At 54.4% G+C, this 23,161-nt stretch carries 20 protein-coding genes; 13 read left to right on the forward strand and 7 right to left on the reverse strand.

The window, feature by feature from the left end; all coding sequences use genetic code 11:
- Both TH30_RS22490 and TH30_RS21395 read left to right on the forward strand, forming a co-directional pair.
- The coding region (locus tag TH30_RS22490) for a hypothetical protein (protein ID WP_220150356.1) at positions 1-258 on the forward strand (258 nt) is incomplete at its 5' end.
- Between the two features lie 197 nt (positions 259-455).
- A complete protein-coding gene (locus TH30_RS21395) occupies positions 456-899 on the forward strand; it encodes a hypothetical protein (protein WP_114100123.1) in 444 nt (147 codons plus the stop codon).
- A gap of 83 nt (positions 900-982) precedes the next feature.
- Here TH30_RS21395 and upp read toward each other — a convergent pair whose 3' ends face one another.
- Together upp and TH30_RS21410 are read right to left on the reverse strand one after the other, a co-directional pair.
- Complete coding sequence (upp, locus tag TH30_RS21400) at positions 983-1,633, reverse strand: uracil phosphoribosyltransferase (RefSeq protein ID WP_114100144.1); 651 nt, start codon at positions 1,631-1,633, stop codon at positions 983-985.
- Between the two features lie 292 nt (positions 1,634-1,925).
- Complete coding sequence (locus tag TH30_RS21410) at positions 1,926-3,020, reverse strand: SPOR domain-containing protein (protein WP_114100125.1); 1,095 nt, start codon at positions 3,018-3,020, stop codon at positions 1,926-1,928.
- Positions 3,021-3,669: 649 nt separating this feature from the next.
- On the opposite strand from TH30_RS21410, the gene TH30_RS21415 reads away from it, so the two are divergent.
- On the forward strand, positions 3,670-5,970 hold the full coding sequence (locus tag TH30_RS21415; protein ID WP_258548818.1) for a methyl-accepting chemotaxis protein: 2,301 nt from the start codon (positions 3,670-3,672) through the stop codon (positions 5,968-5,970).
- A gap of 84 nt (positions 5,971-6,054) precedes the next feature.
- Here TH30_RS21415 and pepN read toward each other — a convergent pair whose 3' ends face one another.
- Positions 6,055-8,694, reverse strand: a complete 2,640-nt coding sequence (pepN, locus tag TH30_RS21420) for an aminopeptidase N (RefSeq protein WP_114100146.1) — start codon at positions 8,692-8,694, stop codon at positions 6,055-6,057.
- A gap of 415 nt (positions 8,695-9,109) precedes the next feature.
- Here pepN and TH30_RS21425 point away from each other — a divergent pair, with 415 nt between their 5' ends.
- The gene (locus tag TH30_RS21425) at positions 9,110-9,781 is read left to right on the forward strand and encodes a response regulator (RefSeq protein WP_114100126.1); all 672 of its coding nucleotides are present in this window, start codon (positions 9,110-9,112) and stop codon (positions 9,779-9,781) included.
- A gap of 79 nt (positions 9,782-9,860) precedes the next feature.
- Here TH30_RS21425 and TH30_RS21430 read toward each other — a convergent pair whose 3' ends face one another.
- The gene (locus TH30_RS21430; RefSeq protein WP_114100127.1) at positions 9,861-10,439 is read right to left on the reverse strand and encodes a TetR/AcrR family transcriptional regulator; all 579 of its coding nucleotides are present in this window, start codon (positions 10,437-10,439) and stop codon (positions 9,861-9,863) included.
- A 112-nt stretch (positions 10,440-10,551) separates the two neighbouring features.
- On the opposite strand from TH30_RS21430, the gene TH30_RS21435 reads away from it, so the two are divergent.
- The 7 genes from TH30_RS21435 (at position 10,552) to TH30_RS21465 (ending at position 15,903) form a co-directional block, all read left to right on the forward strand.
- On the forward strand, positions 10,552-11,358 hold the full coding sequence (locus tag TH30_RS21435; protein WP_220150357.1) for a YdhR family protein: 807 nt from the start codon (positions 10,552-10,554) through the stop codon (positions 11,356-11,358).
- 160 nt (positions 11,359-11,518) lie between these two features.
- Positions 11,519-12,721, forward strand: coding sequence for an AI-2E family transporter (locus TH30_RS21440; RefSeq protein WP_114100128.1), 1,203 nt, complete (start codon positions 11,519-11,521; stop codon positions 12,719-12,721).
- 44 nt (positions 12,722-12,765) lie between these two features.
- Positions 12,766-13,644: an AraC family transcriptional regulator gene (locus TH30_RS21445; protein ID WP_258548819.1), complete on the forward strand. Its 879-nt coding sequence runs from the start codon at positions 12,766-12,768 to the stop codon at positions 13,642-13,644.
- A gap of 135 nt (positions 13,645-13,779) precedes the next feature.
- Positions 13,780-14,394, forward strand: a complete 615-nt coding sequence (locus tag TH30_RS21450) for a LysE family translocator (RefSeq protein WP_114100129.1) — start codon at positions 13,780-13,782, stop codon at positions 14,392-14,394.
- A gap of 96 nt (positions 14,395-14,490) precedes the next feature.
- Positions 14,491-14,793, forward strand: coding sequence for a type II toxin-antitoxin system HigB family toxin (locus tag TH30_RS21455; protein WP_114100130.1), 303 nt, complete (start codon positions 14,491-14,493; stop codon positions 14,791-14,793).
- A 22-nt stretch (positions 14,794-14,815) separates the two neighbouring features.
- The gene (locus TH30_RS21460) at positions 14,816-15,196 is read left to right on the forward strand and encodes a helix-turn-helix domain-containing protein (RefSeq protein WP_114100131.1); all 381 of its coding nucleotides are present in this window, start codon (positions 14,816-14,818) and stop codon (positions 15,194-15,196) included.
- A 74-nt stretch (positions 15,197-15,270) separates the two neighbouring features.
- Positions 15,271-15,903 carry a hypothetical protein gene (locus TH30_RS21465; RefSeq protein WP_114100132.1) on the forward strand — a complete coding sequence of 211 codons (633 nt, stop codon included), beginning with the start codon at positions 15,271-15,273 and terminating at the stop codon, positions 15,901-15,903.
- Positions 15,904-15,906: 3 nt separating this feature from the next.
- Here TH30_RS21465 and TH30_RS21470 read toward each other — a convergent pair whose 3' ends face one another.
- Entirely contained in the window at positions 15,907-19,875 is a 3,969-nt protein-coding gene (locus TH30_RS21470; protein WP_114100133.1) for a hybrid sensor histidine kinase/response regulator, read from the reverse strand.
- A gap of 137 nt (positions 19,876-20,012) precedes the next feature.
- Between TH30_RS21470 and TH30_RS21475 the strand changes: the two genes are divergently transcribed.
- Positions 20,013-20,405: a hypothetical protein gene (locus TH30_RS21475; RefSeq protein ID WP_114100134.1), complete on the forward strand. Its 393-nt coding sequence runs from the start codon at positions 20,013-20,015 to the stop codon at positions 20,403-20,405.
- Positions 20,406-20,474: 69 nt separating this feature from the next.
- On the opposite strand, the gene TH30_RS21480 is transcribed toward TH30_RS21475, so the two are convergent.
- A complete protein-coding gene (locus TH30_RS21480; protein ID WP_114100135.1) occupies positions 20,475-20,969 on the reverse strand; it encodes a winged helix-turn-helix transcriptional regulator in 495 nt (164 codons plus the stop codon).
- 112 nt (positions 20,970-21,081) lie between these two features.
- Between TH30_RS21480 and TH30_RS21485 the strand changes: the two genes are divergently transcribed.
- Complete coding sequence (locus TH30_RS21485) at positions 21,082-21,747, forward strand: glutathione S-transferase family protein (RefSeq protein WP_114100136.1); 666 nt, start codon at positions 21,082-21,084, stop codon at positions 21,745-21,747.
- A gap of 115 nt (positions 21,748-21,862) precedes the next feature.
- Here the strand turns inward: TH30_RS21485 and TH30_RS21490 are convergent, their stop codons facing one another.
- Positions 21,863-22,963: a TRAP transporter substrate-binding protein gene (locus TH30_RS21490; RefSeq protein WP_114100137.1), complete on the reverse strand. Its 1,101-nt coding sequence runs from the start codon at positions 22,961-22,963 to the stop codon at positions 21,863-21,865.
- Positions 22,964-23,161: the final 198 nt, after the last annotated feature.

The following is a 23,161-nucleotide window of genomic DNA, read 5'->3' on the forward strand; positions in this document are numbered from 1 at the left end:
GCCCCAATACAGACCTGTAAATACCTTTTTGAGAAAAAAGTGCATTTAATCGTCTTTTTTACAAATAACGTTGATTTTCAATCCATTAGAGATATCGCGCCATCCAACCACAACAATCAGAACCACACAGCAGGCGGACCATTGGTTGAAAAAACGCGCAAGAACGCCTGCTTCAAGCCCGAAAGACGGGATTTACCCCCTGCCCGTCCGGCACAGAAATCAATGGTGATTCGCATAAACCATCCACATATCTTCTGATGCAGTGCCAAAATCAGGAGCCGAACATACATATATATGTCGCCCGAACTCCCTGCAGGCAGTAGGTTAAAGGTAACACCGACAAAATGGTGCAAAAGCGAATATGTGAACCTTTCCTTTACATTATGCCGTAATGATAGGCGCAGACATCTATGCCCGATCACGGAATACGGGCATCAGGGGACCGAGGGAAGATCATGAGACTGCGACAATATCTTATATGTGCTGCTGCGATTGCAGGGCTTTCACTGGCGGGATGTTCCGGTAACAACCTTGTACCCAATACGACGTCCGATGGCAGCAACTCGGGCAAGGGGGGACAACCTGTACCGTCCTTCACCCAGTTCACTGATATTCCGATGCCATCGAATTCGTCACTGGATATGGATCGAAGCATCATTTTCGGGGCATCCGATGCCTGGCATGGGCGCCTTGTCCTCAATGCCGGTGGCTCTCAGGCCCAGATGTATGATTTCTATGAACGCGAAATGCCGAATTTCGGCTGGAGCAAGGTCACCGTGGTACGTGCCGATATTTCGGTCATGGTCTATGACCGTGAAAACCGCGTTGCGACCATCAAGCTTACGGGCGGTTCGTTTGCTGGATCCGTTGTCGATATCACGGTTTCGCCGAAAGGCTGATCAGCCGCGCATCGCAAAACAGCAAAAAATAAAGGGTGCCATCGGGCACCCTTTTTTACTGGTCGCATCAGATTGCTGATCGCCTAGCGCGTCCCGAACAGACGGTCGCCCGCATCGCCCAGTCCCGGCACGATATAAGCTTTTTCATTAAGCTTCTCGTCAAGGCCGGCGGTATAGATCGGAACATCAGGATGCGCATCCTGAAAGACTTTGACACCTTCCGGCGCGGCAACCAGCGCCATGAAGCGGATATCCTTGTCGGCAACACCGTATTTATTAAGCGTATCGATCGCGGCCACAGCCGAATTGCCGGTTGCCAGCATCGGGTCGACCAGAATGAAGGTACGGCCTTCGACTTCGGGCAGCTTGACCAGATATTCGACCGGCATATGGGTTTCGGGGTCACGATAAAGACCGATATGGCCGATACGGGCCGACGGCATCAGTTCGATCAGGCCATCAGCCATCCCCGAACCTGCACGCAGGATCGGCACAACGGCGAGCTTGCGGCCCTGAATGATCGGTGCCTTCATCGGGCAAATCGGCGTCTGGATGTCTTCGAAACTCACAGGAAGTTCGCGGGTAATTTCATAGCCCATCAGAAGCGCGATTTCCTTGAGCAATTGCCGGAAGGTTTTGGTCGAGGTTTCGACCTTGCGCATGTGGGTCAGTTTATGCTGGATCAGCGGGTGGTCCAGAATGTGAAGGTTCGGGAAATCCTTGTGCGTGCTCATATTTGCCAGCCATCCTGTCTTGGGCGGCAGCCATCCGCATTCGGGGCCGCCTCTGTATTTCAGCATTATTTCAGCTCTGGGCCTACCGCCTAAAGGCTTTGTCCAGTGATGGCAAGTAGAATGCCGCAAACAGGGGACAAAAACAAACCCGTTAACGGCAAAATTGCCATTGCCCCCGATCTGTCCAACCAGACCGCACGCCCGGAACGTTTTGAACAAACACAAAACGGGGCGATACATTTCTGCATCGCCCCGCCAGATCATTTGAAGATCACTTTATATATGTATGGGTCTAGTTGACTTCGCGGTCATTGGGCTCGGCCCGGACCGGGAACCCGTCAAGGGCATGATCTTTCTTGATTTTGGCCGCGTCATCACGGGCTTCCTTCAGCGTCGCGAACTTGCCGATACGCACGTAATACCAGGCACTGTCATCAGCAGCCCCGCGTACGACCACCGCGACCGAAAGCCCCTTCTTGCGCAGTTCTTCTGCACGCTGGCTGGCATTTTCGTGCACCTTGAACGCGCCGACCTGAACCGAGAACGGCGTTTCACCGTTGGTTGCAACTTCACCAGCACTTGCCGGTGCCGCCGCAGGTTCGGCTGCCTTGGCCGTTTCAGCCACAGGCTCTGATGCCTTGGGTGCCGGGGGCGTCGGGGGCGCAAGAGGTGTTGGGCCGGCTTCGGCCGGTGTGGCCGCAGGTTTTTCTTCGACGACCGGCGCAGCAGGCGCGTCCCCTGCTTCACGGGATTCGGCGACATCACGAATTTCAGGAGCGGAAAGAGTCCCCGTCTCTTCCGGATTAGCAGATGCGGTCATTTCAGATGCCGCATCAACTGCTTCACCGGTTGTTTCCGCGACGTCCTTTTGTGCTTCATCGACAGCATCGTCGAGGGCTTCGCTACGCTGGGCGATCAGAGCCCCAACCGGGTCATCGCTTTGATTGGCGATCTCGGCGGCAGGTGCCGGGGGTTCGGTCTGCGGGACCGGTTCGGAAATCACAGCGGGCTCTTCGGGGGCGGTTGCAAGCATTTCAACCGGCGCCTTTTCGATTGAGGCACCTGGCGCGCCTTCATCGGAATCCATAAACAGTCCTGCGCCCACCAGCATTCCGGCAAAGAACAGGACCAGACCAAGCATACCGGCCCCTGTGACAAGGCCAAGAAGGGTTTTGCGATCCATATCAGCTATCCGTGCATTAAAGTTTTGCCGATCACCAGCGCGAAGTCCTGCGCGCCCGTTGCCATCACCATGCCCGTCACGGCCATAGATAAAGGCCGGTAGCGGCGCGTCCTTTTGCTCGGGCTCAGGTTGCTGATCCGGCTCGGGCGTCGCATGCAAATCGGGTTTGTTGGTTTGGTCTTCGCCAACCATGAACTTGGCCATCCTTCACGACATCATTGTGACTATCGTTTTGTAACCGCCAGCACGTTTATAAAACGCTAAAGCCGTTCAATCGCCAACACTGCACTTTATATAGAGCAAAGTTATGGCAGGCCCGGTCAGGGATTGAGCAAGAAAAGACGGATCGGAAGTCATGGCAAAAAAAGGAGGGCTGGTATTAAGCCCGGCATTGTCCCGCACAATAAACCGGATACCAGCCCCCACAAGTGAGAGAGATCGACCTTCGGGGAGAGAGAGTCCCGAAGATAATGGTCATCAGGCACGCCATGTCAGCCTGATGACCGGTCGCAAACGACATCGCCGTCTGCATTTGACAAAAACAGTCATAGAGCATCCAAAATGCAATTGCAAACGATTATCACACACATTCGCAAATTTTTTCCCTGAATTTCAAACCATTGGCTTTTCTCGCGCCCTGATTGACACCATCTAAAAGAGAACACCCCCCATTCAAACACATGCAAATTGCAGAATTTCCCGCAGGTTTTAGCGGTTTCTTTCAACTAAAAGATTGTTTTCCAATTTCAGCTCTGTTTGGATCATGAAAACTACTCTCAAGAAGTAGACCAGGTGGGAGCGAGACACCGAGACAAGACAAAAAGAAAAAACGGTTTGCTCTGGAGTGATGGATATGACGGGAGATAAAGCCGCAAAGACGGCTATTGCAGGAGGTGCAACCAGCCTTCTGACGTTACGGCGTATTTTGCTTGTAACGGGGTTACTGGTTTCAGGTGCTGTTACATGGATGCTGCTTTGGACGGGAGATACCTATCGCAATTTTGCTGTTGAAACGCTGAATAACTCGGTCAGCGGAACGGTCAATTTCTTTGTCGGATCGCGTGTGGCGGCCGACTATGCAGACAAAATCACACCAATTGCCAATGAATGGTCACGTCTTGGCAGTCTGGTGAAAAGCTATCAGGAAAATGACCAGACACGCATGAAGGCAGAGCTCGATATTCTGTCAAATGCGCGCGAGGTGGTTCAGGGCGATATCAATCTGATTGACGCCATCGCCTATGACCAGGACTTCAACCAGCTCGCCACATCAAAGGCCAATCTGGGATCGAGCGCGACAGATGATGCCGACGTCAAAGCCTTTTTGACAGGTCGCGACAAGGGCGAGGCCCGCAAACCGGCAAGCTTCATGTGGACCACGCCCGAAGGCCGCCCGGTCTTTAGCCTGATCCTGCCGGTCGGCGGTTTCCGCGCGGTTGGCTATCTTGAAGTGATCACCGATCCACTGCCCACACTTGCAGGCATTGGCAAGGTTCTGGGCGGGAATTTCCAGATTCTCGATAAATCCGGTGCCGTGCTTTTTGAAAGCCTTGAAGACGGTGCTGCCGATGAGGGCGGTGTGGCCCTTCCGGCAACAGAAGATGCACAGGAAGGTATAGCTGCCCCTGAAAGCGGAACATCTGAAGGTGCCAAGGACAGCATATCGGCAACACACCGCGCGGCTGTTGACGTTGCCATCAGTGACGGTCGCGGCGGAATATGGGCCGAAGCGGTGTTTGACCGCGATATTTCGGACTTCTATGCCCAGACAGATGATCTTCGGACATTGTCGATTGAAATCCTGATCGGAGTGCTGCTTGCCGCATGGATTGCCGGCTGGGTTCTGTTGCGAACGACGGTATTTCGCAATCTGCGGGCCTTTGCCCGTGCCATGACGTCGATTTCCGAAGGCGACACCAATGTCAGTCTGCCACAGGTCGGCAGTGACGAAATCGGCGAGATGAAGAAAGCCCTGATTGCGCTGCGGTCCTCGGTACGTCAGGCATTGATCCTGCAAAACATGGTCGAACACACCCCGACCATGACTGCATTGATCACGCCAGATGGCGACGTCGGATATCTTAATGCCAGCGCCCAAGACTATGTTGGTGGTACGGCAAGCACGGTTTCGGGGGATTTCCTTGAACTCGGAACGGACTTCCAGTCCCGCCTGTCCAATCCCGATAACCTGCCCTTTACCGAAATCATCCGCAACAAACGCGATTATCTTGAAATTCTGGCAGCCCCGGTTCGGGATAAGGATAATGCGCTACTGGGCACCATGCTGGCATGGAATGCGGTGACCGAACGTGAGGAAAGCAAGATCGCCGTCACCGAAATGATGGCCGAGGTTGCCCGTGTTGCCCAATCGGTAACCGAGCAGTCCGAAGGCCTTCTTGAACTTGCCAGCGAGTTGACCGACCAGTCGCAAAATACGGTTCAGCAATCTGGCGGGGCGCTTGATGTATCGCGTGAAGCCGCATCAAACACCCAGAATGTCGCCACCGCGGTCGAGGAACTTTCATCCTCGATTGCCGAGATCAACCGTCAGGCAACCGAGGCATCCGATGTGACCGGACGGGCACAGAAGGAAGCCGAGGAAAGCCAGCGCAATATCGGATCGCTTGAAAAGGCCAGTTCCGAGATCGGCTCGATCATTGATCTGATCAACGATATCGCGCATCGCACCAAGCTTCTGTCGCTGAATGCGACAATCGAGGCAGAACGCGCCGGTGAACTTGGCAAGGGCTTTGCCGTCGTGGCCAACGAGGTCAAATCGCTGGCCGACCAGACTGCAAGTGCGACCGGGCAGATTGGCGATCTGACCACCGCAATCCAGCAGGAAGTCCAGAAAGCCGCCCAGTCGATCAGTACGGTTGGCGACGTCATCCATCAGGTCAATGACATCCAGTCGACCATTACGCATTCGGTCGATGAACAGCGCCGTGCAACGAGCGAAATTTCCGAAAACGTTCAGCGCATTGCCGAGGGTGCCGGTTCGATGGATGAGATGATCCGCTTTGTCAATGAAGGGGCATTGGGGACCGGGCGCAATGCCCAGGACCTTAATACCGCAAGCCATCAGCTTTCCGAGATGGCGCGCAACCTTTCTGACCGGATGCGGGAATTTAGCGAACGCATGAAGCTGACCTGATCAGAGGCTGGTATCGTTCCGGCAAAAAGGGCGGCTCCATCAGAGCCGCCCTTTTCTATTGATGCCAGTGATCACATCGCGCGCCTAGCTTGCGATTGATTTCGAGGCAATTTCATAAAGATCGCGCGAGATTTCCGGCTTGGCCAGAACGCGTTCGAGTGCCGCCTTCATCAAGCTCGCACGTTCACCATCATATTTCGCCCATGTGCCCAGCGGTGCACACAGGCGTGCGGCAACCTGCGGGTTGATGTCATCAAGTTCGATCAGACGATCAGCATAGAATTCATAGCCCGATCCATCCTTGGCGTGGAAGGCGCGCGGATTGCCCATGGCAAATGCGCCGATCAGTGAACGGACCTTGTTGGGGTTGCGCATGGTAAATGCCGGATGGCTCATCAGATCCTTGATACGTGCAAGCGTATCGTCGCGTGATGACACGGCCTGAAGGGCAAACCATTTATCAAGAACCACACCATCCTTGGCAAAGCGTTCCTCGAAATCGGCAAGCGCCTCTGCCCGGCCCGGATGATCAAGATTGTTCAGCACCGAAAGAGCGGCCATCTGATCGGTCATGTTGTCAGCCGTGCGATATTGTTCTGCGGCAAGATCTGCATATTCGCCCTTCTCGCTTGCCACCAGATAGGAAAGCGAGGCGGCACGCAGCGCACGCTGCCCTGCCGAGGTTGCATCCGGGGTAAAGGCCGCGTTCGAGGCATTCTGATGGTAAGTGTTGGCAAGATCGCCCATCAGACCGAGACCGATACGCTTGCGAAGCGCCTTGCGGACCTGATGGATGGCTTCGGGGTTTGCCGGTTTGCGTTGCTCGGACAGGAATTCCTCGCCGGGCAGCATCACGGCATCGGCGCGAAACGCCTTATCAAGATCATCATTCATAAGCGTTGCGCCCATCGCCGCGATAAAGGACTCGACACTGTCGCCCTGCGCATCAAGGGCGGCATCGGCATCGCCACCATTTTCCTCATATGCGGTAATGGCCGACAGCATCAGGCGGGTTGCATATTTCTGGCCTGCTTCCCAGCGATTGAAGGCATCGGAATCATTGCCCATCAGGAAGACCAGTTCTTCATCAGGCTGATCGGTCATGACATTGACCGGGGCCGAGAATCCCCGGTTAAAGGACACTACCGGCTTCTCGGAAACACCGTCAAAGACGAATTCCTGACTATCGCTGGTCAACTCAACCATCTGTGCCACCAGATCGGAACCATCAGCACCAAGAAGACCAATGGCGATTGGCATATGGAGCGGCTGTTTGTCCGGTTGTCCCGGGGTCGGTGCAGTCTTTTGTGAAACACTCAGACGGAACTGTTTGGCATCGGCATCATAGTTGCCCGTCCAGGTCAGTTCCGGCGTACCAGCCTGTGAATACCAGCGTTTGAGCTGTGTGAAATCAATGCCGTTGGCGTCTTCCATTGCCTTGGCGAAATCATCACAGGTCACGGCCTGACCATCATGGCGGTCAAAATAAAGATCAATGCCCTTGCGATAGCCATCCGGACCCAGAAGCGTATGCATCATGCGGATCAGCTCCGCACCCTTTTCATAGACCGTGGCAGTATAGAAATTGTTGATTTCCATATAGCTGTCCGGGCGCACCGGATGGGCAAGCGGACCGCCGTCCTCGGGGAACTGGCGGGCACGAAGTTGGGCGACATCCTTGATGCGTTGAACCGGGCGGGACCGCTGATCAGCCGAGAATTCCTGATCACGAAAAACGGTCAGACCTTCCTTGAGCGACAGCTGGAACCAGTCGCGACAGGTCACACGGTTGCCCGACCAGTTATGGAAATATTCATGCGCCACAATGGATTCGATCAGTTCGTAATCCATATCAGTTGCGGTATCGGGCTTGGCCAGAATATATTTGGCATTAAAGATATTGAGGCTTTTGTTTTCCATCGCCCCCATATTGAAGTCCGAAACCGCAACGATGTTAAACAGATCAAGGTCATATTCCAGACCATAGACCTCTTCATCCCATTTCATCGACCTGATCAGGCTGTCCATCGCGTAATCGCAACGGTCTTCATTGCCATGTTCGACAAAGATGCGCAGCGCGACCTTGCGGCCCGACATGGTGACAAAACTGTCTTCGACACAGGCAAGATCACCAGCCACCAGCGCAAACAGATAGGACGGTTTGGGGAACGGATCTTCCCACACGGCAAAGTGACGACCACCGTCAAGATCACCGCTATCGATCAGATTGCCGTTTGACAGCAAGACCGGGCAGTTCGTCTTGTCTGCATTGATCGTGACCTTATAGGTCGCCATGACATCGGGACGATCCGGGAAATAGGTAATGCGACGGAAACCTTCGGCCTCGCACTGGGTGCAAAAGGCACTTTGCGAAACATAAAGGCCTTCAAGCCGGGTATTGTTGGCGGGTGAAATCTGGGTTTCGATTTCGGCGATGAAATTTGATCCCGGCGCGGCAAAGCGCAGCCCTTCGGCATCGACGTCAAAATCGCTTGAGGCCAGTCGCACCCCGTCAAGGGCGACCGAAAGCAGTTTCATATCTTCGCCATGCAGGAAAACCTCGTCCCCCTTGCCGGTGCCGCGCGCAGGATTCGCAGCAATAAAAAGCCGCGATTTGACATTTGTGACGTCCCGTTCGAGATCAAAAACCAGTTCGACCTTTTCTACAAAAAAGTCAGGTTCTTTATAGTCTTTACGGTGAATCACTTGCGGCTGTTCAGACATTTGTGAGTCCTTTTTCCCTTGGGCTGCGCGGTTTTGGAACGGATTGTATAAAATCGCCAATATTGCAGCGCAGTGTCGTTTGTCAGAACTGAATTTCGGTCATTCATTTAACTGATAGGATAAATTTCATTTTTCCTCAAATGCGGAGTTTACGGCACCTGTTTTAGTATGCATAATCCCAAACGGTGGCGCGAGGGGGGCCAAAGTTTCACATTTCGTGGGGCGAGAGTGATCTTTGGTTTCCCTCAACCTTCTGCGCATAATCCTTGCTTGCAGAACGTCGCTTTCCGGGTCGCAGACATACCAAAATCAAATTATCCCAACATTTTCTCACCTAACACTTTGTGAGTTCCGATTGATCGGGATAGAATAATCGCGACCTGTCAGGGAAATAACATCCAGGGGATACTCGCCGATGACCGAGACTTTCCAGATTCTGATCGCTGATGACCATCCGCTTGTACGCGGGGCCCTGAAACAGGCATTATCAACAGAACTGGATAACGTTACGGTCTATGAGGCGGGAAGCCTGTTTGAAGCGATTGAACAGATCGAAGCCCATAAGGGCGATATTGATCTTGTCCTGCTTGATCTTCATATGCCCGGCATGAACGGTTTTACCGGCCTGTTCACATTGCGCGCATCCTATCCCGATATTCCCGTTTCCATCGTATCTGCCAGTCAGGAACTTCCGGTGGTGCGCCGTTCGATTGAATATGGCGCGTCGGCCTTTGTCCCGAAATCAGCACCGGTCGACCAGATCGGGCTTGCGGTGAAAACCGTTCTGGATGGCGGCATGTGGATGCCCGACTGGGCCCGCGAAGCCATGGAAAACGGACCTGCCGATGACGAGGCTAACGGTCTGGCCGAGAAAATCGGGCAGCTTACCCCACAGCAGCTTCGTGTTCTGAACATGCTGACCGAAGGCAAGCTCAACAAACAGATCGCCTATGAGCTTGATGTGACCGAAGCCACGGTCAAGGCCCATGTATCAGCCATCCTGCGCAAGCTTTCGGTCCATAGCCGCACACAGGCCGTGATCATTGCCCGCGAATTGCAACTTCAGGAACCGGCAATCGAGGCGTAAGGCAAACCCGCCTTAATCACCAAATCCTCCTGCCACCAAAGCCTCCTGCCCTGCCAATTTTGGAGCTTTGCTGATCCCCTCAGGGGATCAGAATCCCCTTGGCTGTGGCCCTGATCGCACCGGATACTGCATCAATTGCGGCATCGTCGCTTAGCGCACGTGCAACCGTCAGCCCGCCAATCAGAACCCCCAAAAATGCCCAGGCCTTTTCAAGGCGCTGATCTTCCGGGAATTGCGGCAATCCCCCGGCAATCAGTCCGGCAATTGTTTGCATCTTTCGATCATAAAGCGCACGCGTTTCATCATCTGCCCGTCCCATTTCCGGTGACAGGCTGGTCATCGCACAGCCGCACGCCAGATCATCGCGATGGGCCCGGCCCAGATAATATTCGATAAAGGCATCGGTCCAGCCATCGCCAAAATCACGCTGGAATCGGGGGATGCCATCAATCACTTCATCAAGACCAAGATCAAGGGCCGCGCGAAACGCCCCGTCCTTTGATCCGAAATGGGCATAGAACGCCCCCGAGGTCGCATTGGCCGCCTTGGCAATGCCGTCCACCCCGACCCCGGCAAAGCCCTTTTCCCGGAAACTGCGGCTTGCAGCATCAAGAATGTTTCGCCGGGTTTCTTCCTTGCGCGTCTGGTTTTTGACCATGCGATCCTCAAAAATATATCGACCGTTATATTTTTAATTGACAGCAGCCCGATTGTCGATCACTCATTTATATAACGATCGTTATATTTACTAACCACATGGATCAACCAACATGACAATCGGTCCGAAACGACCTTCGCTGTTCATGCCTGAACCCGGTCATCACCCCGACCGGCGGGCCTTTCTGAAACAGGCTGGCACGGGCATCGCCCTTGCCGGTACCGCCCTTCTCACCCCCGGCCTTTTGAACGCTGCAAGCAATGCCAAAAACGGAGCCACCCCGATGACCCAGAACGCTTTTGTCTATACCGAACTTCAGATTTCCGCCCCGTTTGATCAGGTTCCCTGGCAGGCGATCAATGACAAGATCAAGGCCCTGCCGGGTTTCCTGAACAAGACCTGGCTATCGGGGCTTGGCAACAATTCCGCTGGTGGCATCTATGCCTTTGACACCATCGAGAACGCCCAGAAATTCGTCACCGACTATTTCCCGGCCGAAGCACGCAGCTTTGGTGTTGCCCAGACCACGCGTGTCTTTGATGCGGTTGCCACACAGGAAGCCAGCATCGACATGAATTCGGTGCATTATGGTGCCCGCCTTGATCAGAAACCCGCGGCCTTCGTCTATACCGAGGTGCAGCTGAATGTTCTGCCGTTTGACAATGGCCCATGGCGGAAATTCAACCCGATCCTCAAACAGCAGCCGGGCCTGATGGCAAAAACCTGGCTGAGCGGTCTTCACACCGGAACTGTCGGGGGTTTCTATGCCTTTGATTCCATCGAAAATGCCAAGAAGTTCGCGATTGACTATTTTCCGACGGAAACAAAGCAACTCAATGCGGCCTTCTATACCCGCGTGTTCGATGCCACCCCGACCGAGGCCGCCAGCATCGATATGGCGTCACCTTTTTATGGCTGATGCCATCGGTCTGAACGCAGACCAGACCTGATACGAACCGGGCGCATCATTCCATGGATGATGCGCCCTTTTTGATGGAACAACCCGGCATAATCGAACGTTATTGATACGGACAGCTGCCGCATGCATATCGCCCGGCAGAACAAGGCCGGAGCAACATATGAGCGCCCAAGGTGCCGCAAACACACCAAACGACACCAGTACCGGAAACAGCTGCAATGCCACCACAGACGGACCAGCAACCAGAACCGCATCCACACAGGCGCGCGCACTGGTCTATCGCCGGGCACGCACGATATCGGTGATCGGAAGCTTTGCCATTCTTGCGCTTGGCTGTCTTTATGTTGCACAAAGTCTTTTGCTGCCGGTGATCCTGGCTTTCTTGCTGTCACTGGTTTTCTCCCCGCTGGTGCGCGCCATGGCGCAGTTTCGTATCCCGCGCAGCATCAGTGCATTTGCCATCGTTCTTGGCCTGAGCGCATCGGTCATTGCCGGTATCTATGGCCTAAGCGGCCCGGTATCAGGCTGGATCGATGAAGCTCCACAGATCGAAAAGCAGTTGCGCCTGCGTCTTGCCGATCTGAGCGAGCCGCTTGATAAACTCCGCGATGCCCAGCAACAGGTCACAGAGGCCACCGACCAGAATGGTGGTGACGACAATGTCCAGAAGGTCGTTGTCACCGAACCCAACCTGATCAGTCAGGCCGCCGAAGGTGCGCCCGATATCCTTGCAGGTATTGCGATGATGCTGGTGCTGCTTTTGTTCATCCTGTCGGCCGGGGATCTTGTTTACGAGAAGCTTGTGCGTGCCCTTCCGACCTTTGGTGACCGGCGCAAGGGGCTTCGCATTGCCCATGATATCGAACGCGAGGTATCTCGCTATCTTGCCACGATCACGGCGATCAACATTACGCTTGGCATCCTTGTTGGTAGCCTGATGGCGATTATCGGCCTGCCCAATCCTGTGCTTTGGGGAATTGCAGCCGCGGTTCTGAATTATGTGCCAATTCTTGGTGCGCTGACCGGGATTGCGATTGTTGCCATTGTCGGGCTGGTATCGATGCAGACCACGGGCGAGGCGCTTTTGGCCCCGGCGCTTTATTTTGCCTGTACCGCCCTTGAAGGCCAGATCATCACCCCCGCCCTTGTCGGCAACCGGCTGCGCATCAATTCGATTGCCATCATTCTGGCCGTTGCCTTTTGGGGCTGGATGTGGGGCGTGGTCGGTATTCTGGTGGCTGTGCCGCTTTTGATCGTGACCCGTGTGATTGCCAATCATGTCGACGGGCTTGGTGGGTTGCGCGAATTGCTTGGCCCGCACAATCACGGCAGCAATGGCAATGCGCTGGCCCGCACGGGCTAAAACCGGGTTCCCGATATCCCGCTTACAGATGATGACTTGCGCCTATGCGGATGCCCCTTGCCAAAGGCGGGCATCGCTGCCACCTTTTGCCGATGTCAGATCAGGTCGAAATCCTTATTCATGATTGCCTTGGTGTTGAAGCCGTCCGCGCCAGCACGCGCCACAGCTTTGCCAAGCACAGCCATGAAACATTCGGGATCGGGCTGATGTTTGCCGGTGCCCAGAAATCCGCATCCGGGCGCGGCATGGTCGAAGCCGGGGCTGGCAATATCATCACGGTCAATCCGCGCGAAATCCATGACGGCCATCCGATTGGCGATGCGCCGCGTTCCTGGAACATGCTGTATTTCGATCCATCGGTGATTGCGCAAGCCGCATCGGATCTGCCCGGCGGAACAAGCGACAGCTATGAATTCACCCGCCCGGTGATGGATCAGCCACATGTCCGAACCTGTTTTGCCGCCCTGTTTGATGCGATCACCCACGGGACAGAGGCTGCAACAAAGCTCCGCCGTGATGAAATGCTTGTGCTGCTGCTTCATCACGCCCTGCTTACGCCAGATGCCGTCACATCCAGTCACGAAACGCGCCGCGCGGTCGCCAATGTCCGGATCAAGCGGGCCCGATCCCTGCTTGATGATTGCCCTGTACAGGCTCACAGCCTTGATGATCTTTCAAACGCCACGGGCTTGAGCCGCTTTCAAACCCTGCGCGAATTTACCCGTGCCACCGGCCTGACCCCGCATGCCTATCTGATCCAGCGGCGCATTGACCTTGCCCGCACCCTGATCCGGGCGGGTCAGCCGCTTGCCGATATTGCACATAGCACGGGTTTTGCCGATCAAAGCCACCTGAACCGCCATTTTGTGCGGGCTTACGGCCTGACACCGGGCCGTTATGCGCGGGCTACTCAGAAAAAGTGAGAAATCCTCACATTTCCGATTTTCGGCCCTAACGCCCCCAACCTGCGCCGAACCAACATCCTGCAATTCCGTTCAAGAATGCTGCCCGCTCCATCCGTAAATTGACTGCACCACAGTCAACCAAACGGACGCACCATGATCACCCTTGATTACCTGATCACATCGCTCATCATCGTCGCCCTGCCCGGCACCGGAGTGATTTACACCCTCGCCCTTGGATTGGGACGCGGCATGAAGGCCAGTATCTGGGCGGCTTTTGGCTGCACCCTTGGCATCGTGCCCCATATGGCGGCCAGCATCCTTGGCCTTGCTGCCCTGCTTCATGCCAGCGCGGTTGCCTTTGAAATCGTGCGTTATCTCGGTGTGGCCTGGCTTCTTTATATGGCCTGGGGCATGTGGTTTGGCACCGGTGCGATGAAAGTCACCGCCGTTGAGACCAAAACCGGCATCTTCAAAATCATCCGGGATGGCATTTTGCTTAATCTGCTCAACCCCAAACTGTCTGTCTTCTTCCTCGCCTTCCTGCCACAGTTTGTGCGCGCGAATACGCTCGACACCACAGCGGAAATGACCCTGCTCGGCCTGATCTTCATGGCGATGACGTTCGGGGTGTTTGTGATCTATGGATGCTTTGCCGGAGCATTGCGCAGCCACATCATCGAACGCCCGAAAGTCATGAGCTGGATTGGCAAGGGGTTTTCCGGGGCGTTTGTTGCGATGGGTGCAAAACTTGTGCTTACAGCACGATAAACAGATTGCACGATAAAACGATATTGTTCCAAATTTCGGAACATGGTACTTTACCAGTAATGGATGGATTGAAGCAAACCCGCGTCAGGAAACCGTATGCGTATCATTGCCCGTAAGGCGCTTGTCGATTTCTGGCTTAAACATCCTGAAACGGAACAGCCCCTTAAGGCATGGTTTGACCGGACCCGTAAAGCAAACTGGCAAAGCCATCAGGATGTTCTGAACGTTTTCAGCACGGCGAAATCAATCAATGCCGAACGCATCAGGTTCAAGATACACGGCAATGACTATCGCCTGATTGTCGCCTTTCGCTATGACGTCCAGATCGCATGGATCAAGTTCATCGGCACCCATGCGGAATACGACAAGATCGATGCCAAAACCGTCGACAGGTTCTAACCGGACTTGGCAGGAGAAAGAGATGCAAACCACCTACGCCCTCAAACCGATCAAGACCGAAGCCGACTATGAAGCGGCAATGGAGCTTGTTGAAAATCTTTGGGATGCCAAACCGGGCACGCCAGAAGCCGACCAGCTTGAAGTGCTTGGCATTCTGATCGACCAGTATGAAGCACAACAGTACCCGATTGCTGCACCCGATGCGGTCGAAGCTGTGCTGTTTTATATGGAGCAAAATGGGCTGGAACGCGCCGAACTTGGCAAATTGCTTGGCAGTCGTTCCCGTGCGTCCGAATTCCTCAACCACAAGACCAGCCTGTCACTTACACAGATCAGAAAGCTGAACGAGGTTTGGGGTATTCCAGCCGATGTTTTGATACAACCGGTTCGAGAGAGTGCGTAAGTATAAGTAGACACAATCTTTTGTTTCTTCTTCATTTGTAAGTGGCAGACCACGCATAGCAAGGATATAGAAGAATGGAGTTTGAGCCTGCAAAACTAGCAACTCAGATAGCAGGAAACTTTACGGGATTCGATTGGCTAGAGCTCCGGGATTGCATCCAGACCTCACCTTCTGAAGAGCTTTGGCTGAAGGCGTACAATGAGTTTCTGATGAAGAGACTCACAACAAGATACATATACCCGATACAACTTCTAATGAAGCATGGAGAACAAAAAGGTGAGGGCTACTCCATTGTTTCTATTCAATGCGCACTGATTGAATTCTTGGCGGCATTCCGGAACGGATTAACTTACAAATTCGTACCGCGCGGGCAATTACTGGGGAAATTTGAATACAGCGGAAGCAAGAGTCTCTATGTCGAGTTCTTAACAACAGCGCCCTTGTTTTCAGATTTGTTCGACGAAAAACTAGCTACTGACTTCTATGTGAACATCCGCTGCGCTTTACTGCACGAAGCAAGAACAAAAAATGGATGGCGGATCAGAGCGTCTGGGAACAAAGCTGTATGTAAGCATGGTAAAATTGTCTATAGAGACACTTTACAATATCTGCTCGAATCATACCTTGCCTGTTACAAAGACGAACTTCTTGAATCAGCGGAGAAACAGCAGGCTTTTATACGTAAATTTGACAGCCTATGCGAATAGTTTCTACTCCGCCGCATCACTCCCCAACCGATTGAGCGCCCGCGTCATCAGCGCACGCAGCTTCGCAGGACGCAGCGGTTTGTTGAGCAGGGAGAATCCCTGTTCGCGGATCAGGTCGGCGGTTTCGGTGGAGCGGTCGGCGGTGATGATGACGCCCGGAACGTTAACGCCGTGAACATCGCGAAGCCGGATCAGGACTTCAAGCCCGGTCCGACCCGAATCAAGGTGGTAATCGGCAAGGATGATATCGGGGACGAAGGTGCCCTTGCCCGGTTCTGATCCGGTCAGAAGGTCTTCGGCGGCACGGGCCGACTGCGCGGTTGCCACGACGCAATCCCAGTTGCCCAGCATCGCATTCATGCCATCAAGGATATCGGGTTCGTTATCGATACAGAGCACGCGCAAGCCGCCCAACTCGCCCGCCATGCGGCGTTTGGGTTTGGGCACAAGGCTTGTATCGGCAACACCGAGCGGCACTTCGACCGAGAAGACCGTGCCACGACCGGGGCGCGAGCGCACCGATACCGGATGACCCAGCGATTTGCCCAGACGATCGACAATCGCAAGGCCAAGACCAAGCCCCTTTACATCGGTGGTTTCCGGGCCATCAAGGCGATGGAATTCGCGGAAGATGATTTTCAGTTTGTCTTCGGGGATGCCCGGCCCGCTATCCCAGACTTCGAGCTGCAATTTATCACCGCGTACACGGCACCCGACCACCGCACCGCCAGTGCGGGTATAGCGCATGGCGTTGGAAATGAAGTTTTGCAGGATACGGCGGAGCAATCGACTGTCACTACGCACCCAAAGATCGCGTTTATGCACCCGGAAACTTAGCCCCGCATTTTCGGCAATCGGGCCAAATTCGGTTTCAAGCGCGCCCAGAACATCATTGATTGCAAAGTCACGGATGGTCGGTTGCATCGCACCGGCATCAAGCTTGCAGATGTCGAGAAGCTCGTTCAGCAGTTCCTCGACCCCCTTAAGCGAAAGGTCGACCTTGCCGACCAGATCAAGGATATCCTCGGCCAGTCCCTGTTTACCCCCCAGGGCCACGGTGAACAGACGCGCCGCATTAAGCGGCTGCAAAAGATCATGGCTGGCCGCAGCAAAGAAGCGGGTTTTGGTATCGTTGGCGGTTTCTGCCTGTTCCTTGGCAACGGAAAGCTCGGAATTGAGGACCTCAAGCGCGTGGGTGCGTTCGGTCACGCGGGCCTCAAGGCCTTCGTTGGCTTCCTTAAGGGCCTGTTCGGCGGTCTTGCGTTCGGTGATGTCGTGATAGATGCAGAAATAGCCCAACACTTCACCGGTTTCATCAAAGTGCGGGATATAGGTGCCCTCGGCATAACGGCCTTCGCGGACCCCCTGAATGCCGCGTTCATCATTGCGGTTGCGCGTGATCGCCGGGAATTCGATTTCGAAACTTTGACGATATCCCTTAAGGACAAGCTCGATCATCGGGGCGAGATGGACATAGCGTTCCTCGCCCACTGCCTCGCTGACGGACATGCCGTGGGCCTCGACCCTGCGAAGGCCAAACATCCGTTCATAGGGACGGTTGGTAAAACGAAGACGCTGGTTTTTATCGGCATAGGCGATCATCACCGGAATATTATCGGTGTAGATCCGGATATTGCGTTCACTTTCGCGAAGGGCTTCTTCGGTGCGCACACGCGCGGTGATATCGGCAATGGTGGCCACAAAGCCGCCATCAGGCATCGGGTTGGTGCGAATTTCAAGCACCATGCCGTCAGACCGCTTGCGTTCATAGGTGTGGGGAAGCCTGCGCATCTGGGGGGCTGCATTGCGGCCCAGAAGAATATCAATATCGACCGACCGCATTTCATTGTCCCGGCAAATCCGCACCAGTTCGGACAGCGGCAAGGTGACCTGAATATCATTGGTGGCAATGCCCAGAAGATCGATAAAGCGATGGTTCCATGTCGCCAGGCGCAGGTTCTGGTCAAACACCCCGACCCCCTGGGAGATGTTTTCAAGGGTATTGAGCAACAGGTCACGGTTGAACTTGATGGCCTCGGATGCTTCGTCCAGAAGCTCCATCGCATCGCGGCGTGATACAGCCTTGTCAGGCAACAGCAACGCCATCACCACGCGCGACGATGCCGCCCCCACCGCACCCGACAGAAGATGTTCGGTAAAGCTTGCGGCATCAACATCGGCAAGGTCGGAACGCTTTGGTTCGCCGCCGCGCGATTGCAGATAATTGCGAAAGGCACGCTGTGCCCAGTGTTTGCCAAGGAAGCGTGCGGCCAAATCTTCAAGGTCGCCAAGGGTAACGCGGCCCATCCAGGTATCGTTGCGCGCCTTGGTATTCTTGCGCCAGACATCGACAAAAACCTGGGCCTGCCGACGCTGGGTGACGCCCTGCACACCAATCGCCGATCCGACAAACATCAGAACAAAATTCACCCCAAGCGACCAGACAACACCGTGGGTCAGATGATCAGCAATCCCGACGCCCAGAAGCGCCTGTGGATTAAGGATGGCGATCCCGAACGGCCCGTCGGTCAGGAGGGATGCGGGAAGCAATTCGCCTTGGACAAATACCGGCAGCAAAAGCGTATAGGCCCACAGAACAAAGCCCGACAACAGACCAAGTCGCACCCCGGTTCGGTTAATGTTCTTAAGATAGATCGCCGCCAGAACGGCGGGACCAAATTGCGCCATGGCGGCAAAGGACAGCATGCCGATATCGGCCAGCGCATATTTTTCCGACAGGAACCGATAGAACCCGTAAGCCAGAAACAGCAGCAACACCACCGCAGCCCGGCGGATTTTCAGCAATACCTGACTGACATCGCCCGCCATGCGGTTTTGCAATTTTTCCGAGCGCAGCAAAAGCGGCATGATCAGGTCGTTACAAACCATGGTCGATACCGCCACACAGGACACGATCACCATGCCGGTACTGGCCGAAAGCCCGCCGATAAAGGCAACCACCGCCAGCCAGTCCTGCCCGCCCAGAAGCGGCAGGGTCAGAACGAATGTATCGGGATTGACCTGCGGATCGCCGCCAAACATGAACAATCCGGCCACCGCAATCGGCACAACAAAGATATTGATCGCCACCAGATAGGCCGGAAACAGCCAGCGCGCGCTGACAAGATTGCGGCTGTCATCATTTTCAACAAAGGTCACATGGAACTGGCGCGGCAAACAGAACATCGCAAAGGCAGCAAGCAGGGTCGCAATGAAGAAATGCGATGTCAGCCAGGTATCGGGGCTGAAAAGTTGCCGGACGGCGGGGTCGGACAGTGCGCGTTTATTGATATCGGCAAAGCCGTCAAACAGGCCATAGACAACAAAGAACCCGACCAGCAAAAGCGCTGCGAGCTTGACCAGACTTTCAAAGGCAACGGCCAGAATAAGCCCGTCGTGATGTTCGGAGGAATGGATGTAGCGCACACCAAACAGGATGGCGAAAACCGCCATCAGGATCGTGACATAAAAGGCCGTATCCTTGGAAAAATGGCCTGCCGAATGACGCACCACCTGTTCGCCCAGCTCGCCGATCAGCACATCAAATGACAGCGACACGGCTTTAAGCTGCAACGAGATATAGGCAAGCACGCCGACCACGGCGATCAGGGCAACAAGGGCAGCCAGACTTTGGCTTTTGCCATAGCGTGATCCCAGAAAGTCGGCGATGGAGGTGATGTTCTGTTGATGGCAGACGCGCGCGATCTTGGTCATGATGCCAAAACCAAGGATCATGACAATCAGCGGACCAATATAGATCGGAAGAAACGCCCAGCCACGCGTGGCCGCCGTCCCGACCGAGCCAAAAAAGGTCCAGCTGGTGCAATAGACCGCCATCGAAAGCGCATAGATCGTCGGCTTGAGCCGGGATGCGCGCCATTTATCGGCATATTTGTCACCATAATGGGCAATGGCAAACAACAGACCGATATAGGTCATGGCAACGATAAAGATCAGTCCGCCCTGAAGCATCCGCGCATAGCCCTTATTATGACCACCAATTCAGGCGGTTAGGATATTCTCTTATCGGGGACTATACCACGGCGGACGAATTGTCTAAAACGACGCAAATTCAATTCAGACGAAATATCAATGGAAGCGTGGTTCAGATGCCTTCTGATTATGGCTTTTACGCCGGAATTTTGCGTTTTGTCGCAAAGAAAACCGAAACCGATGATCGCGAAATCCGCGTCATGATGGGCCATCTGGCCGGGATTGCCGATGCCATCGAACAATCAGGGCGCTTCATGATCGAACGCGACAATTGCGAAAGTGCCGCGCGCGCCTTTGCCGGTGTTGCCAAGTTCCTGCAGGAACGCATCCTGCCCGAGGCACTGAATGCCGGAAACGAAGGTGCGGTCGAGCAGCTTAAATGGACGATTGAAACATCGCTTGTCATGGCAGCCGAACTGGTCAAGCGACCCGCGAACGAGGAATTCAAGGATCAGGACAGGTTCACCTTTGACCTGCCCGCCACCCCGAATGCCCCCACGGTGCATTGATCTGGTAGCAGCAGACAATTTCAGGACGTTTGATCAGGGTGCCTTGGCACCCTTTTCTTTTGCAGCAGCTCAAGACGGCCCGGCTTCTTCGGCCAAAACGCGCATATAGGCCGCCTGAAGTTCTTCAAGGACTGATTTTTCCGGGGCCGGTTCCCCCAGATGGATATGGCGCAGCTCATCCATAAAGGCCTGCCACATTGCCGGGCCGCCTTCTTCAAGCAATTGCGCACGGATCGCCAGTTCGCGCGATACCGGCATATGCCGACGCCCCCACGCCCCCATCTGCACAAGAAGCGGCACCAGTTCGATGGCGGGCCCGGTCAGACTATAGATCGATTTTTGTGCATGGTCCGGGTCCGAACGCTTGGACAAAAGTCCCTCTGCGACCAGACGTTTCAGACGTGCCGAGAGGATGTTTGAGGCAATGCCCTCTTCGGAGGCGCCAAGCAGTTCGCGGAAATGACGGCGATTGCCAAACATCACATCGCGAATGACGATCAGGCTCCAGCGATCCCCCAGAATTTCAAGCGTCAGATTAATCGGGCAACCGGAACGATGGTCCATTCTTGGCATCCTTTTTCACACTGGTTGCAAAATAGGACCAGTTTTGCTAAAAGACAACTGATTGCATTATGCAATCAGTTTTATCTCCACATCATCCCGGCAGGAGGCGCACATGCCGATCACATTCTATGGCCATTACTTCTCGTCCTTTTGTCAGAAAGCGCTGATTGCGTTTTACGAACACGGACTGGACTACACGTTCCGCGAGATCGATTTTCAGAACGACGAAATTATGCAGGAACTCGGTGCTCTGTGGCCGATCAGGAAGATGCCGGTAATTGTCGATCAGAACCGCACAGTTATCGAAAGCAGCATCATTGTTGAATATGTCGATGAACGCTATCACCGGGACTTCCGCCTGATCCCGCAAGATGCCGACCGTGCGATTGAAGTTCGGTTCATGGACCGATTCTTTGACCACTATGTTGCGACACCGCAGATGAAGCTGGTGATTGATGCGATGCGCTCGGAAGGAGAGCACGATCCTTATGGTGTTGCCAAAGCCAAGGTGATGCTTGAAACATCCTATGCCTGGCTTGATGAAAAGATGAAGGATCGGACTTGGGCCATTGGCAACGATTTCACCCTGGCCGATTGCGCAGCAGGGCCGCATCTTTTTTATGCGCACTGGAGCCATCCGATTGATCCGCGCTTTGAAAACCTTCGCGCCTATCGTGACCGGTTGATGGCGCGCCCGTCCTTTGCCCGTTGCATCGAGGATGGCCGTTATTTCAGACCATTCTTTCCACTGGACGTTCCCCACATGGATTTGGACTAGAAACGGCTCCCTTCCCTGATCAGTCCCGATGGCCAATCTGTCCCTAGCTCCAAAACGAAAAAGGCCGACACCCGATGGTGCCGGCCTTTGTCATTTCTGCAAGATCAATTTGAAATTACGACGCCTGTTTGGCAAATACGTTGGCGCGCTGGATCAGTGCCGTTGCCTCAAACTCCTTGCCATAGGGTGCTGCCTTTTTGGCGAAGTCCATCAGCGATGCATAGATGCGGCCATTGAGGTCATTCTTGCCAGCGATTTCTTCAATCGCTTCCTGGGCAGCACCGGCAAAGGCATTGATCAGATCATCATTGAAATGACGGATCTCGGTGCCCTTGGCGAGAATTGCCTGATAGGACTGAACGTTGTTGAAGGTGAAGTCAGACAGGGTCTGTTCGACATTGGCCTGTGCAGCAACGGCGACGATTTCCTGAAGGTCTTCTGGAAGTTCGGCGAACTTGTCCTTGTTGATAAAGACTTCGATACCCGAACCCGGTTCGGCGAATGCCGGGGTGTAGTAATATTTGGCAACCGATGCCAGACCGAATGCATAATCGTTCCACGGACCGACCCACTCGGCGGCATCAATCGCACCGGACTGCAAGCTTGGCAGAATGTCAGCAGCAGGCAGAAGCGACGGGGTTGCGCCCAGACGACGCATGGCTTCGCCACCGATACCTGCATAGCGGACTTTCAGGCCTTTAAGGTCTTCAACGGAATTGATTTCCTTGTTGAACCAGCCACCAGCCTGAAGACCGGTATTGCCTGCGAGGAACGGCTTGACGTTGAACTGCGCATAAAGCTCGTCCCAAAGCGCCTGACCACCGCCAAAGCGCAGCCAGCCCGAAAGTTCCCACGCCATCAGACCAAACGGAATGGTGGTGAAGAACGAAACAGCCGGGTCCTTGCCAAACCAGTAATAGGGCGTGGAGTGTGCGAGATCGGCAACGCCCTGCTCGACCGCATCCATGCATTCAAGTGCCGGAACAAGTTCACCTGCGCCGTAAACGGTGATGTTCAGACGACCACCGGACATCTTGTTGACGCGCTCGGCGAACAGTTCGCCATTGGCACCAAGACCCGGTGTTCCTTTTGGCCAGGGCATAACCATACGCCAATTGATGGTTTCATCGGCTTTAACGATGGCGGGCGCAGTAGCAGCGGCAGCAAAGGCACCGGCAGCAACGCCTGCGCCGCTCAGAAACTGACGACGTTTCATTGTGGGGCTCCCAATCAATATTGGTGATTTTTTGCGTTAAAAGTCTACGAAGGTAATTTCGTAACTCTGGCTGGCAACAAAGTTACGTTTTTTGGCGTATGCAACAATTCATGTTTGCGGGTAGCTGCATCGCGCAAACTGCATAACATCGACATTTCGTTGATATATTTTCATCCTGAGGTTCAGAAAAAAGGGACC

The organism is Thalassospira profundimaris (assembly GCF_003326795.1).
In the GTDB taxonomy this organism is placed as follows: domain Bacteria; phylum Pseudomonadota; class Alphaproteobacteria; order Rhodospirillales; family Thalassospiraceae; genus Thalassospira; species Thalassospira profundimaris_C.

Coding starts and splice junctions, on each gene's coding strand:
- TH30_RS21395 (WP_114100123.1), top strand. CDS start 456: ATGAGACTGCGACAATATCTTATATGTGCTGCTGCGATTGCAGGGCTT.
- TH30_RS21475 (WP_114100134.1), top strand. CDS start 20,013: ATGCCTTCTGATTATGGCTTTTACGCCGGAATTTTGCGTTTTGTCGCA.
- TH30_RS21465 (WP_114100132.1), top strand. CDS start 15,271: ATGGAGTTTGAGCCTGCAAAACTAGCAACTCAGATAGCAGGAAACTTT.
- TH30_RS21410 (WP_114100125.1), bottom strand. CDS start 3,020: ATGGCCAAGTTCATGGTTGGCGAAGACCAAACCAACAAACCCGATTTG.
- TH30_RS21480 (WP_114100135.1), bottom strand. CDS start 20,969: ATGGACCATCGTTCCGGTTGCCCGATTAATCTGACGCTTGAAATTCTG.
- TH30_RS21485 (WP_114100136.1), top strand. CDS start 21,082: ATGCCGATCACATTCTATGGCCATTACTTCTCGTCCTTTTGTCAGAAA.
- TH30_RS21450 (WP_114100129.1), top strand. CDS start 13,780: ATGATCACCCTTGATTACCTGATCACATCGCTCATCATCGTCGCCCTG.
- upp (WP_114100144.1), bottom strand. CDS start 1,633: ATGAGCACGCACAAGGATTTCCCGAACCTTCACATTCTGGACCACCCG.
- TH30_RS21435 (WP_220150357.1), top strand. CDS start 10,552: ATGACAATCGGTCCGAAACGACCTTCGCTGTTCATGCCTGAACCCGGT.
- TH30_RS21470 (WP_114100133.1), bottom strand. CDS start 19,875: ATGCTTCAGGGCGGACTGATCTTTATCGTTGCCATGACCTATATCGGT.
- pepN (WP_114100146.1), bottom strand. CDS start 8,694: ATGTCTGAACAGCCGCAAGTGATTCACCGTAAAGACTATAAAGAACCT.
- TH30_RS21415 (WP_258548818.1), top strand. CDS start 3,670: ATGACGGGAGATAAAGCCGCAAAGACGGCTATTGCAGGAGGTGCAACC.
- TH30_RS21425 (WP_114100126.1), top strand. CDS start 9,110: ATGACCGAGACTTTCCAGATTCTGATCGCTGATGACCATCCGCTTGTA.
- TH30_RS21490 (WP_114100137.1), bottom strand. CDS start 22,963: ATGAAACGTCGTCAGTTTCTGAGCGGCGCAGGCGTTGCTGCCGGTGCC.
- TH30_RS21440 (WP_114100128.1), top strand. CDS start 11,519: ATGAGCGCCCAAGGTGCCGCAAACACACCAAACGACACCAGTACCGGA.
- TH30_RS21445 (WP_258548819.1), top strand. CDS start 12,766: ATGCGGATGCCCCTTGCCAAAGGCGGGCATCGCTGCCACCTTTTGCCG.
- TH30_RS21460 (WP_114100131.1), top strand. CDS start 14,816: ATGCAAACCACCTACGCCCTCAAACCGATCAAGACCGAAGCCGACTAT.
- TH30_RS21430 (WP_114100127.1), bottom strand. CDS start 10,439: ATGGTCAAAAACCAGACGCGCAAGGAAGAAACCCGGCGAAACATTCTT.
- TH30_RS21455 (WP_114100130.1), top strand. CDS start 14,491: ATGCGTATCATTGCCCGTAAGGCGCTTGTCGATTTCTGGCTTAAACAT.